Origin of the sequence: Brevundimonas bullata (genome assembly GCF_003350205.1) — a bacterium.
GTDB lineage: Bacteria > Pseudomonadota > Alphaproteobacteria > Caulobacterales > Caulobacteraceae > Brevundimonas > Brevundimonas bullata.
The window spans coordinates 44,788-56,910 of sequence record NZ_QLLC01000012.1 but is presented as its reverse complement, the minus strand read 5'-3'; the positions used below and the strand labels follow the sequence as shown (position 1 = coordinate 56,910).

General features: G+C 67.3%; 11 protein-coding genes. 7 read left to right on the top strand and 4 right to left on the bottom strand.

What is annotated here, in order from left to right; genetic code table 11:
• Positions 1 to 339: 339 nt before the first annotated feature.
• From dnaK to DXK21_RS07630, 4 genes are all read left to right on the top strand, one after another.
• A complete protein-coding gene (gene dnaK / locus DXK21_RS07645) occupies positions 340 to 2,253 on the top strand; it encodes a molecular chaperone DnaK (protein WP_114817188.1) in 1,914 nt (637 codons plus the stop codon).
• 184 nt (positions 2,254 to 2,437) lie between these two features.
• Positions 2,438 to 3,646, top strand: a complete 1,209-nt coding sequence (gene dnaJ / locus DXK21_RS07640) for a molecular chaperone DnaJ (protein WP_114817187.1) — start codon at positions 2,438 to 2,440, stop codon at positions 3,644 to 3,646.
• Positions 3,643 to 4,392, top strand: coding sequence for a 4-hydroxy-tetrahydrodipicolinate reductase (gene dapB, locus DXK21_RS07635; protein ID WP_114817186.1), 750 nt, complete (start codon positions 3,643 to 3,645; stop codon positions 4,390 to 4,392). The genes dnaJ and dapB overlap by 4 nt, the downstream gene beginning before the upstream one ends.
• A gap of 7 nt (positions 4,393 to 4,399) precedes the next feature.
• Complete coding sequence (locus DXK21_RS07630; RefSeq protein ID WP_114817185.1) at positions 4,400 to 5,323, top strand: DMT family transporter; 924 nt, start codon at positions 4,400 to 4,402, stop codon at positions 5,321 to 5,323.
• Between the two features lie 40 nt (positions 5,324 to 5,363).
• Here the strand turns inward: DXK21_RS07630 and DXK21_RS07625 are convergent, their stop codons facing one another.
• The 3 genes from DXK21_RS07625 to DXK21_RS07615 all read right to left on the bottom strand — a co-directional run bounded on the left by DXK21_RS07625 (position 5,364) and on the right by DXK21_RS07615 (position 8,132).
• A complete protein-coding gene (locus DXK21_RS07625; protein ID WP_114817184.1) occupies positions 5,364 to 5,915 on the bottom strand; it encodes a YybH family protein in 552 nt (183 codons plus the stop codon).
• Positions 5,916 to 5,969: 54 nt separating this feature from the next.
• Positions 5,970 to 6,974, bottom strand: coding sequence for an EamA family transporter RarD (gene rarD / locus DXK21_RS07620; protein ID WP_114817183.1), 1,005 nt, complete (start codon positions 6,972 to 6,974; stop codon positions 5,970 to 5,972).
• Positions 6,975 to 7,085: 111 nt separating this feature from the next.
• Complete coding sequence (locus tag DXK21_RS07615; protein ID WP_114817182.1) at positions 7,086 to 8,132, bottom strand: aspartate-semialdehyde dehydrogenase; 1,047 nt, start codon at positions 8,130 to 8,132, stop codon at positions 7,086 to 7,088.
• 159 nt (positions 8,133 to 8,291) lie between these two features.
• Between DXK21_RS07615 and zapE the strand changes: the two genes are divergently transcribed.
• Positions 8,292 to 9,425, top strand: a complete 1,134-nt coding sequence (zapE, locus tag DXK21_RS07610; RefSeq protein ID WP_114817181.1) for a cell division protein ZapE — start codon at positions 8,292 to 8,294, stop codon at positions 9,423 to 9,425.
• Between the two features lie 256 nt (positions 9,426 to 9,681).
• Here the strand turns inward: zapE and mdh are convergent, their stop codons facing one another.
• Positions 9,682 to 10,644 (bottom strand): malate dehydrogenase, encoded by a 963-nt coding sequence (gene mdh / locus DXK21_RS07605; RefSeq protein ID WP_114817180.1) that lies wholly within the window; start codon positions 10,642 to 10,644, stop codon positions 9,682 to 9,684.
• Between the two features lie 142 nt (positions 10,645 to 10,786).
• Here mdh and DXK21_RS07600 point away from each other — a divergent pair, with 142 nt between their 5' ends.
• Positions 10,787 to 11,533, top strand: coding sequence for an EcsC family protein (locus DXK21_RS07600; protein WP_114817239.1), 747 nt, complete (start codon positions 10,787 to 10,789; stop codon positions 11,531 to 11,533).
• Positions 11,530 to 11,946, top strand: coding sequence for an HIT domain-containing protein (locus DXK21_RS07595; RefSeq protein WP_114817179.1), 417 nt, complete (start codon positions 11,530 to 11,532; stop codon positions 11,944 to 11,946). The genes DXK21_RS07600 and DXK21_RS07595 overlap by 4 nt, the downstream gene beginning before the upstream one ends.
• Positions 11,947 to 12,123: the final 177 nt, after the last annotated feature.

The following is a 12,123-nucleotide window of genomic DNA, read 5'->3' as shown; positions in this document are numbered from 1 at the left end:
CTGGGCCCCGGATCGTCCCTTCGGGCCGTCCGGGGTGACGGCGGGGGTGCAGACTTCGCTCTTGGAGGCTCGAGCCCTCAGCCGCCGGGAGAGGGTCTATTGCGGGAAACGGCGCCGAATCTGTCCTGAACCGCACGAAACCCTTGCAGCCCCTGCGGTCTTTCCCATATCCGGGCCTGTCCGGAAGAAACCCCGAAATTCTTGGGGCTTTCGACCGAAACCATTCAACCCGCCCGACCGGATGTCCGGGACGGCTTTCAGCCCAACTGGGGGCGGTCACGCGCGGCGCTTTTCGAAGGCCGCCGCATCGCCCGCCGCAAGGAGTGAAAAGACAAGCTCATGGCCAAGATCATCGGCATCGACCTCGGCACGACCAACTCGTGCGTGGCCGTCATGGACGGCAAGAACCCCAAGGTCATCGAGAACGCCGAAGGCAACCGCACGACCCCGTCGGTCGTGGCGATCCAGGACAGCGGCGAGGTCCTCGTCGGCCAGCCTGCGCGTCGCCAGGCGGTCACGAACCCGACCAACACCTTCTTCGCCATCAAGCGCCTGATCGGCCGCAATTTCGATGACCCGGTGGTGGCCAAGGACAAGGGCATGGTGCCCTACGAGATCGTCAAGGGCCCGAACGGCGACGCCTGGGTGCGCGCCCACGGCAAGGACTATTCGCCGCAACAGGTTTCGGCCTTCACCCTCGGCAAGATGAAGGAGGCTGCAGAGGCCTACCTCGGCGAGACCGTGACCCAGGCCGTGATCACCGTTCCGGCCTACTTCAACGACGCCCAGCGTCAGGCGACCAAGGACGCCGGCAAGATCGCCGGCCTGGAAGTCCTGCGCATCATCAACGAACCGACCGCGGCTGCTCTGGCCTATGGCCTGGAGAAGCACGAAGGCCAGAAGATCGCCGTCTATGACCTGGGCGGCGGCACCTTCGACGTCTCGATCCTGGAGATCGGCGACGGCGTCTTCGAGGTGAAGTCGACCAACGGCGACACCTTCCTGGGCGGCGAGGACTTCGACCTGCGTCTGGTCGACTACCTGGCCGACGAGTTCAAGAAGGAACAGGGCGTCGATCTGCGGACCGACAAGCTGGCCCTGCAGCGCCTGAAGGAAGAAGCCGAGAAGGCCAAGAAGGAGCTGTCCTCGACGGCCCAGTACGAGGTCAACCTGCCGTTCATCACCATGAACGCCTCGGGCCCGCTGCACCTGAACATCAAGCTGTCGCGCGCCAAGCTGGAAGCCCTGGTCGACGACCTGATCCAGCGCACGATCGAGCCCTGCAAGAAGGCCCTGGCCGACGCCGGTCTGAAGGCCGGCGACATCGACGAGGTGGTCCTGGTCGGCGGCATGACCCGCATGCCCAAGGTCGTGGAAGCCGTGAAGGCCTTCTTCGGCAAGGAGCCGCACAAGGGCGTGAACCCTGACGAGGTCGTGGCTCTGGGCGCCGCCGTTCAGGCCGGCGTTCTGCAAGGCGACGTCAAGGACGTGCTGCTGCTGGACGTGACTCCGCTGACCCTGGGCATCGAAACCCTGGGCGGCGTCTTCACCCCGCTGATCGAGCGCAACACCACGATCCCGACCAAGAAGAGCCAGGTCTTCTCGACCGCCGACGACAACCAGTCGGCCGTGACGATCCGGGTCTTCCAGGGGGAGCGTCCGATGGCCGCCGACAACAAGGTCCTGGGTCAGTTCGACCTGATGGGCATTCCGCCGGCGCCGCGCGGCATGCCGCAGATCGAGGTCGCCTTCGACATCGACGCCAACGGCATCGTCCACGTCACCGCTAAGGACAAGGCGACCAACAAGGAACAGTCGATCCGCATTCAGGCCAACGGCGGCCTGTCGGACGCCGACATCGAGAAGATGGTCAAGGAAGCCGAAGCCAACGCCGCCGCCGACAAGGTCCGCAAGGAGCTGGTCGAGGCGACCAACGGCGCCGACAGCCTGATCCACTCGACCGAGAAGGTCCTGGCCGAGCACGGCGACAAGGTCGACGACGCCACCAAGGCGACCATCCAGTCGGCTCTGGACGACCTGAAGGCGGCCAAGGAAGGCTCGGACCCCGAGGCCATCCGCGAGAAGACCAACGCCCTGTCCCAGGCGGCGATGAAGCTGGGCGAGGCCATGTACGCCGCGCAGCAGGGCGCCGGTGAAGACGGCGCTTCGGAAGCCGCTCCGGCTGACGACGGCGTGGTCGACGCCGAGTTCGAGGAAGTCTCGGACGAAGACGACGACAAGAAGAACGCGTAACGAAACGCGGCTTATGACGACCGGCCCCGCTTGCCAGACGGCAGGCGGGGCCGTTTCATAAAACTTGCATCATTCGACCGGGCGCCCATGTCAGCAGACATGGTCTTTGGGTCATTCGCGACCGCACGATCCGAGGCTCAACACGGACGGCGGGCGCCGAGAAAAGTAAGAGGACGAACGCCTGATGGCGACGCGTGACTATTACGAGATTCTGGGGGTCGAGCGGACCATCGACGCCGCTGGCCTGAAATCGGCCTATCGCAAGCTGGCCATGGTTCACCACCCGGACCGCAACGGCGGATCCGAGGAATCCCTCGCCCAATTCAAAGAGATTTCCGAGGCCTATACGGTCCTGTCGGACGATCAGAAGCGCGCGGCCTATGACCGTTACGGTCATGCGGGCGTGAACGGCGGCGCCGGCGGCGGCGACCCGTTCGGACGCGGCGGCGGTCAGGGCTTCCACGACATCAACGACATCTTCTCCCAGGTCTTCGGCGACGCCTTTGGCGATGCCTTCGGCGGTCGGGGCGGCGGGCGTCAGCAACAGGGCGGACCGCGTCGCGGCTCGGACCTGCGCTACGATCTCGAGATCACCCTGGAGCAGGCCTACAAGGGCGCCGAGGTCGAGATCGCGGTGCCCACCACCATGACCTGCGAGGTCTGCGACGGTTCGGGCGCCAAGGCCGGGACCAAGCCGACCATCTGCTCCACCTGCGGCGGCGCCGGGCGCGTCCGCCAAGCCAACGGCTTCTTCCAGGTCGAGCGCGCCTGCCCCCGCTGCGGCGGCTCGGGCGAGATGATCGCCGACCCCTGCAACGCCTGTCACGGCCACGGCCAGGTCCGCAAGAACCGCCAGCTCAGCCTGAAGATCCCCGCCGGCGTCGACGACGGCTCGCGCATCCGCCTGTCGGGCGAGGGCGAGGCCGGTCAGCGCGGCGGTCCGCGCGGCGACCTCTATGTCTTCCTGTCGGTGCACGACCACGAACTGTTCGAGCGCGACAACCTGGACCTGCTGGTCACGGTTCCCGTGCCGATGACGGTGGCGGCCCTCGGCGGCGTCGTCGACGCGCCCTGCCTGGTGTCCGAGGCCTGCGACGGCAAGTGCAAGGCCACGGTCGAGGTGCCGGCCGGCGCTCAGACTGGCAAGACCATCCGCATCAAGGGCAAGGGCATGCCCCACCTGAACGGCCGCCAGCGCGGCGATCTGGTGGTCGAGCTGTTCGTCGAGACCCCGACCGATCTGACCCCGCGTCAGAAGGAACTGATGCAGGAGCTTGCGGCCTCGTTCGGAGAGAGCCAGAATCCGCGCAATTCCAGTTTCGCGGGCAAGGCCAAGCGGTTCTGGGCCGATATTCTGGGCGGCGACGCCGACAATCCGAAAGAGACGGCGTGAGCGACATCTTCCACGCCGGCATCTCCGGCGCCCGGGGCCGCATGGGCCGCGCCGTTTCCCTAGTTCTGGACGCCCGTGAGGACGTGGTGGTCGCTGCCCGTTTCGACCGCGGCGAGACGCCCGACCTGAAGCTGTGCGACGTCATCATCGACTTCTCGACGCCCGAGGCCTCGGTTGATCTGGCCAAGGCCTGCGCCGAGCGCGGCGGCCCGGCCCTGGTCATCGGCTCAACCGGTCTGTCGCCGGAACAGGACGCCCTGATCGAGGCGGCGGCGGAAAAGATCGCCATTGTCCGCAGCGGCAACTTCTCGCTGGGTCTCAACATCCTGATCGGTCTGGTCGAGCACGCGGCCCAGCGTCTGGACGGGCGCGACTGGGACATCGAGGTGCTGGAGACCCATCACCGGCGCAAGGTGGACGCCCCCTCGGGCACCGCCCTGATGCTGGGCGAGGCCGCCGCCAATGGCCGGGGCCGTGATCTGGAAGACCTGAAGACCGCCCCCTACGACGGCATCACCGGCCCGCGCGAGCCGGGCAAGATCGGCTTCGCGTCCTTGCGCGCCGGCGGCGTCATCGGCGAGCATACGGTCCTGTTCGGTTCGGAAGACGAACTGCTGACCCTGTCGCACTCGGCCATCGACCGCTCCCTGTTCGCCAAGGGCGCCGTGGCCGCCGCCGCCTGGGTCCGCAACCGCCGCCCCGGCCTCTATGACATGCAGGACGTGCTCGGCTTCCGTCAGGCCTGATCGGCGGATGAGCCGCCAGGGCGTCAGACAGGGGACCAGCTACGGCATGGCGCTGCGGGCCGCCGCCGCCCTCAGCTTCTCCCTAATGTACGCCCTGATGAAGTGGGCGGCGACGCTGGAGCCCGTCTCGGCGGGCGAGATGGTCTTCTACCGCTCGCTCTTCGGCCTGCCGGTGGTGCTGTTCTGGGTTCTGAGCGCGAAGGGCGGGCTGGCCTCGCTCTCGACCCGCCGACCCATGGTTCATGTCTGGCGCTGCGCCCTGGGCGTGACCGGCATCCTGCTGATCTTCCAGGGGCTGAAGCTTTTGCCCCTCGCCGACGCCACGACCATCGGCTTCACCGCCCCTATCTTCGCCACCCTGCTGTCCATCCTCTTCCTTAAGGAGAAGGTGGGGCGGCATCGCTGGACGGCGGTGGTGCTGGGCTTCCTCGGCGTTCTGGTCATGGTGCGTCCCGGCGCCGAGGGCGCGCCGCCGCTCGCCGGCCTGCTGTTCGCCCTGGGCGGAGCCTTCGTCGCCGCCGCCGTCACCGTCACCCTGCGTCAGCTGGGCAAGACGGAATCGGCCACCGCCATCGTCTTCTGGTTCTTCGTCGCCTGCGCCACGGTCGGCGGGGTCCTGACCCTAATCGACGGCCACAGCCATAGCTGGGCGGTGCTGGCCGTTCTGGCGGCGGGCGGTCTGGCGGGCGGGCTGGCGCAACTGCTGATGACCACGTCGCTGCAACACGCGCCCGTCTCGGCCCTGGCCCCGCTGGACTATCTGCAGATGGTCGGCGCGGTGGTTCTGGGCTGGCTGCTGCTGAGCGACGCGCCGACGGCGGCGACCCTGGCGGGGGCCGCGCTGATCGCCGGCAGCGGTCTCTACACCGCCTGGCGCGAACGGGTCCTGCACCGCGAGATCACGCCGCCGTCGCCCAATGCTTCTGTTTGACGGTCTAAACCGCGCGACCTTTGGATCACCCAGGCCTCGATCAGGCGTCGGCGCCCCAGGCCAGCTGGTCGTGGACGATGCGCCAGCCGTCTTCGGTGCGGCGCAGGACGCGGGTGAAGAGGCCGCGATGGGTCTTGCCTTCACGACGCATCACCACCCGGCCCGAGACGACCGTGGTGTTGACGTCGAACTGCAGGGTCTCGAACCACTCATAGGTCATCTGGCCCAGGCCGCCGGGCTGGGCGGCGCGAGCTTCCAGGGCGGCGCGCACGGCGTCGGGTCCCTTGATCGGGGTGTCGCCGAGGAAGACCAGCAGGGGCTCGTCGGCGACATAGGTGGCCATGACCGCGTCCACATCGCCCGACGACCAGGCCTCGGCGGCGGCGTCCAGAGTGTTGCTGACGGCGTCGAAGGTCTCGGCCGTGGTCGGCACGACGACCGGCGGGGTCGCAGCGACGGGCGCCTCCGTCCGCGCGGTGCGGATGACTTCATCGCCGCCCCCCTGCATGCCCACGCTCTGGGCGCAGGCGGACGAACCGGCCGCCAGGACGACAGACAGGGCGAGTGCGGCGAGAGAGCGGGTGCGGATCATCACCCCTTCTAGGCTGGAACCACGCCGGACCTCAACGTGGGTTCTGGCTGGACTTCAGCGCGAGGAGGGCGCGTTGTCGTCCATTGCAGCCATGCGATCCTCGGCGGGGTCGTCCAGCAGGCCGGGCTCGGGGGCGACGATGGTTTCAGCGGTGCGGCTGCCCCGGCGCACCTTGAGCACCGCCCCGACCGCGAAGACGCCCACGGCGACCCAGATGAAGACGAAGGAGGCGATGCGCAGCGGCCCCAGAGCCTCGCCCTGCAGGGCGCCGATGATGAAGACGATGGTCGGGGCCAGGAACTGCAGGAAGCCCATGCTGGACAGGGGCATCCGCCGCGCCGCCCAGGCGAACAGGGCGAGCGGGATGACCGTGGCCGGACCCGCGAACAGCAGCCAGAAGGTCGCCGCGGGCGTGGCGGTGAAGTGGCCGACGCCCGTGGTTTCGATATGGATCAGCCAGATCAGGCCGGGCAGGGCCAGCAGCAGGCATTCCAGGAAGAGGCCGGTCTGGGCGTCGACCGACACCCGTTTCCTGATGATGCCATAGGCGGCGAACGTCAGCGCCAGAACCAGCGACACCCAGGGCGCATGACCCAGGGCCAGGGTCTGCAGGACCACGCCGACGGCGGCCAGGGCCATGGCGATCTTGCCCGCCCAGTCGATCCGCTCGCGGAACAGCCAGGCGCCGGCGGCCATGTTGAGCAGGGGATTGAGGTAGTAGCCGAGCGAGGCGTCCAGCGTCCGCCCGTTGTTCACGGCGACGATATAGACGGTCCAGTTGGTGGCGATCAGGATGGCGGAGAGGCTGAGCCAGCCCAGCACCTTGGGCTGTCGCAGCACAGCCATGACCTGGGACCACTGGCGCGCCAGCAGCACCAGCAACAGCGACCAGACCAGGCCCCAGACCGCGCGGTGGCCCATGATCTCCCAGGCGTTCGCGCCCTGATGCGCCATCTGCTGAAAGATCAGGGGCACGAAGCCCCAGATCAGATAGCAAAGCAGCCCGGCCGCCAGGGCGGTGCGGGCTTCGGACGAGTTCGGGTAGGGGGACGCGGTCACAGGGCGGACCTTTCGGCCTCCGCCGCGCCAGAGACGCTGCGGAGGCTTGGAGAGGATAGAACGGGCCTCAAGCAGCCCCGCGCCGCGCGCGGGGCGTTAGGCCCCCTTCACTTAAACAGTCAGCGTACGATAGCCGCTCGACGGGGTGATGACGCCGGTTTCGTCCAGCAGCTGGGCGATCTGGACGGCGTTCAGGGCCGCGCCCTTGCGCAGGTTGTCGGACACGACCCAGAACGACAGGCCGTTCTCGACCGTCGGGTCCTTGCGGATGCGGCTGACGAAGACGGCGTGGTCGCCGGCGGCGTCGACGGGGGTGATGTAGCCGTCGTGCTCCAGCTTATCGATGACCATGACGCCGGGCGCCTCGCGCAGGATTTCACGGGCCTCGTCCGGCTCGATCGGGCGATCGAACTCGACCGTCACCGATTCCGAGTGGCCGACGAAGACCGGCACGCGGACGCAGGTCACGGTCAGCTTGATCGACGGGTCGATCATCTTGTGGGTCTCGTCCCACATCTTGGCTTCCTCGTCGGTATAACCGTCGTCGCGGAAGGAGCCGATGTAGGGGATGACGTTGAAGGCGATCTGCTTGGGGAATTTCTTCGGCGTGGCGTCGCCCAGGCCGTAGATGGCCTTGGTCTGGTTCCACAGCTCGTCCATGCCTTCCTTGCCGGCGCCCGACACGGATTGATAGGTCGAGACGACGACGCGCTTGGCCTTGGCCGCGTCATGCAGGGGCTTCAGCGCCACGACCAGCTGGGCGGTCGAGCAGTTGGGGTTGGCGACGATGTTCTTCTTGCGCGCCAGCTTGACCGCGTCGGGGTTCACCTCCGGCACGATCAGCGGCACGTCCGGGTCCATGCGGAAGGCCGAGGAGTTGTCGATGACGATGGGACCGGCCTTGCCGATCTTTTCCGACCATTCCTTGGACACCTTGCCGCCGGCGCTCATCAGGACGAGATCGACGGTCGAGAAGTCGAACTGCTCAAGGTCTTCGCACTTCAGCGTCTTGTCGCCGAAGGAAACCTCCACGCCCTTGGATTTCCGTGAGGCGATCGCGTGCATCTTGTCGACGGGGAAGTTCAGTTCCTCGATGATGTTCATCATTTCGCGACCGACATTGCCGGTGGCGCCAACGACGGCGACGCGATAGCCCATGATTTAATTATCCTTGTAGGGGCGCTGGGGAGAAAAGCGGTTCTGCATTTGGGTCTTTCGCAAGCGCGAAGCAACCAGTTTTACCCAAATATTCCGTCCGCCGCGCAACGGAAAGCCCGCCGCCTTTCCTGATCGGCCCCTTGAGGCTATGCCGCTGGCATGACCTCCCGTATCCGCAACGCCTACGACATCCGCGTCGAAGAGGGCGTCATCGCCCCCGATCCGAAACAACTGGAGCTGCTGACCGCGCTGGAACGGCTGGAGGCGGATCTGGCGAAGAAGGGCCTGTTCGGCCGCCCGCCCGAAGTGAAGGGCATCTACATCTGGGGACCGCCGGGGCGCGGCAAGTCCATGCTGATGGACCTCTTCTACTCGGCCACGCCCGAGCAGAAGAAGGTCCGCGCGCACTTCCACGCCTTCATGGCCCGCATCCACGACCTGGTGAAACAGTGGCGCGACGGCGACGCTCGCACCCGCAAGGCTGTGTTCGGCACCGCCAAGGGCGACGATCCCATCCCGCCGATCGCGGCCCTGATCGCCTCGGAGGCGCGGCTGCTGTGCTTTGACGAGCTTCAAGTCACCGACATCGCCGACGCCATGATCCTGGGCCGGCTGTTCGACGCCCTGTTCGAGAAGCGGGTGGTGCTGGCCATCACCTCGAACCGCGCGCCGGAAGACCTCTACAAGAACGGCATCAACCGCCAGCTCTTCCTACCCTTCATCGACATCCTGCGGGAACGTTGCGAGGTGGTGGAGACGGCAGGGGCGCGCGATTTCCGCCTGGACCGGATGGCCGGGGCCAAGGTCTGGTTCGCGCCGCTGGATGACCCGGCGCGGACCGGATTCGAGACCCTGTGGTCGGACCTCAAGGGCGGCGAGCCCGAGGAGCCGGCGGCCCTGCCGGTGCTGGGCCGTCAGGTGAGGGTCCAGCGCACGGTCGGCGGCATGGCGCGGGCCAGTTTCAGCGAGCTGTGCGGATCACCGCTGGGGCCGCAGGACTATCTGGCCGTCGCTCGACGCTTCCACACCCTGTTCCTGTCCGACGTGCCGAGGCTCAGCCCGGCCAACCACCACGAGGCCCGGCGCCTGGTGACGCTGATCGACGCCCTCTACGAGGCGAAGACGCGGCTGGTGGTCCTGGCCGAGGCCGAACCGGAAGCCCTCTACGCCGAGGGGGTCGGCGCCTTTGAGTTCGAACGTACGGTGTCGCGCCTGAACGAGATGCGCAGCGCGTCCTGGTTGGAGCAAAGGGGCGAGGACGACGAGGCGGAAGAGGCGGCGGTTCACGCCTGAGGCGGCCCATTCCCCAGCCCGCTCATCCCGGCGGACGCCGGGATCCAGTTAGAGCCTTAAATGTGCCGGTGGAAACGGGCGCCTTGATCCTGGCCCAGCGCTTGTAGCCAAAGCGCTGGATCCCGGCGTCCGCCGGGATGAGCGGGTTCAAAGGATGGCGCACGAAAAAGGGCCGCGCCTTTCGGTACGACCCCTTCGTATTTCAGACGCCTAAGCGCTCAAGCAGCGAGCCGCCGCGCGGCTCGCGTTAGCGCCCTTAAGCCAGCGAAGGCTCGATATCCTTGCAGGCCTGGATCAGGCCGTTCACCGATTCCACCGACTTGGCGAACATGGCCTTCTCGTCGTCGTTGGTGGTGAACTCGACGATCTTCTCGACGCCGGCGGCGCCGATCAGGGCCGGGACGCCGACGTAGAGGTCGGACAGGCCGTACTCGCCCGACAGCCAGACGGCGCAGGGCAGGACGCGCTTCTGATCCAGCAGGTAGGACTTGGCCATGGCGATGGCGGATTCAGCCGGGGCGTAGAAGGCCGAGCCGGTCTTCAGCAGGGCCACGATCTCGCCGCCGCCCTTGCGAGTGCGCTCGACGATGGCGTCCAGGTCGGCCTGGCTCAGGAAGCCGGCGGCGACGGCGTCGGGCAGCGGCAGGCCGCCCACGGTCGAGTGGCGCACCATCGGCACCATGTCGTCGCCGTGACCGCCCAGGGTCCAGGCGTGGATGTCCTGCACCGAGACGCCGGTCTTTTCCGCCAGGAAGTAGGCGAAGCGGGCCGAGTCCAGAACGCCGGCCATGCCGACGACCTTCTCCTTGGGCAGGCCCGAGAACTTCTGCAGGGCCCAGACCATGGCGTCGAGCGGGTTGGTGATGCAGATGACGAAGGCGTTGGGGGCGTGCTGCTTGATGCCCTCGCCGACGGCCTTCATGACCTTGAGGTTGATGCCGATCAGGTCGTCGCGGCTCATGCCCGGCTTGCGCGGCACGCCGGCAGTGACGATGCAGACGTCGGCGCCCGCGATGTCGGCGTAGTCGTTGGCGCCCTTCAGGGCCACGTCCTGACCGAAGACGGCCGAGGCCTCGGCGATGTCGAGGGCTTTGCCTTGCGGCGTGCCTTCGGCGATGTCGAACAGGATGACGTCGCCCAGCGCTTCGCGCGCAGCCACGTGGGCCAGGGTTCCGCCGATCATTCCGGCGCCGATAAGGGCGATCTTCGCGCGAGCCATAGAGGTCTCTCCAGTCGATGTTGCGTGTGCGAAACGGTACTCGATGTCGGGCGGTCTAGACCCGCAGCGGAGCGGGAGCAAGCGTCGGGCGTTGCGCCTTTCGTCGGCCCCTGCGAGGGTCGCGCTGATCCAGAGAAGCATGATGACCGCTGCGGAAGACGATCGACAGTATGAAGCCCGCGTCCTCGCGGAAGCCGAGGCCTGGCGTGAACGCCAGCTGCGCCGCCCCGGCCTGTGGGACATGGCCACGCGGGCGACGCAGGACCGGATCAACCGGATCATTCCTGAACGGGTGCACCAGATCGTCACCTCGGGCGTCGAACTGACGACGCGGGGCATCATGACCGGCGCCGACTGGACCACGGCCAAGCCCCTGCTGCACGGCAGCCCTCGCAAGCGCGAAGAGCTGATCCAGACCCGCGTCGACTTCTATCGCACCACGGCCAGCGTCGAGGGCGGGGTGGCGGGGGCGGGCGGCTTCCTGCTGGCGGCGGCGGACTTTCCGGCCCTGCTGGCCATCAAGATCAAGCTGCTGGCCGAGATCGGCGCCCTGTACGGCCATTCGGGCAAGAGCCTTAGCGAGCGGCTGTTCCTGCTGCGCATCTTCCAGATGGCCTTTTCCAGCGCCCGGCATCGGCCCGAGGCCCTGGCGGCGCTGGAGGCGGCGGGCAAGGGCCTGCACCAGCCCGAACGCATTCAGGACTTCGACTGGCGCAAGTTCCAGCTGGAGTACCGCGACTACATCGACCTGGCCAAGATGGCCCAGCTGATCCCGGTCATCGGCGCGCCGGTCGGGGCCGTGGTCAACTGGCGGCTGACGACGCGGCTGGCGACGACGGCGATGAACGCCTATCGCCTGCGCTGGTTCGAGGACGAGCATCTGACATGACTGAGTTTAAAGCTGATCCCGCCTTCGAGGCCGGGTCCGTCTTCGCCGTTGACTGGCCCCTGTGTCAGGTGCGGTTGCAGGACGACGCCCGCTTCCCCTGGCTGATCCTGCTGCCCCGCGTGGACGGGGCGGTCGAGCTGGATGACCTGACCGCTGAGCAGCGCGCCGCTTTGATGGAGGAGATGGTGCGGGCGGGCGAACGGGTCCGCGCCCTGGGTCAGGCGGCGGGACGCCCCGTCGACAAGCTGAACACGGCGGCCCTGGGTAATGTCACGCGCCAGCTTCACCTCCACGTCGTGGGGCGTCGACGCGACGACGGCCTGTGGCCCGATCCGATCTGGGGCCGCCCTGGCGCCGTGCCTCTGTCGGCGGACGATAAAGCCGCCCTGTTGCGAGCGATTCGCGAGGCCTGATCAGGAAATCGCGATCCGTGGCGCTTATACGGCCCGGTTCGTTGACACCCGGCCTTTGCGGTCACTAAAGCCTATCGCACTGCAACCGGACCTGTTTTTCCACAGGTTTTTTGAGAATCATTCGCATGTCGAACCTTCCCCAGGGTGCGGGCGACCCGACTGGCCGCTACGTCCGCC

Coding starts and splice junctions, on each gene's coding strand:
- DXK21_RS07595 (WP_114817179.1), top strand. CDS start 11,530: ATGACTGAGTTTAAAGCTGATCCCGCCTTCGAGGCCGGGTCCGTCTTC.
- dnaJ (WP_114817187.1), top strand. CDS start 2,438: ATGGCGACGCGTGACTATTACGAGATTCTGGGGGTCGAGCGGACCATC.
- DXK21_RS07625 (WP_114817184.1), bottom strand. CDS start 5,915: ATGATCCGCACCCGCTCTCTCGCCGCACTCGCCCTGTCTGTCGTCCTG.
- DXK21_RS07600 (WP_114817239.1), top strand. CDS start 10,787: ATGACCGCTGCGGAAGACGATCGACAGTATGAAGCCCGCGTCCTCGCG.
- zapE (WP_114817181.1), top strand. CDS start 8,292: ATGACCTCCCGTATCCGCAACGCCTACGACATCCGCGTCGAAGAGGGC.
- DXK21_RS07630 (WP_114817185.1), top strand. CDS start 4,400: ATGAGCCGCCAGGGCGTCAGACAGGGGACCAGCTACGGCATGGCGCTG.
- dnaK (WP_114817188.1), top strand. CDS start 340: ATGGCCAAGATCATCGGCATCGACCTCGGCACGACCAACTCGTGCGTG.
- DXK21_RS07615 (WP_114817182.1), bottom strand. CDS start 8,132: ATGGGCTATCGCGTCGCCGTCGTTGGCGCCACCGGCAATGTCGGTCGC.
- mdh (WP_114817180.1), bottom strand. CDS start 10,644: ATGGCTCGCGCGAAGATCGCCCTTATCGGCGCCGGAATGATCGGCGGA.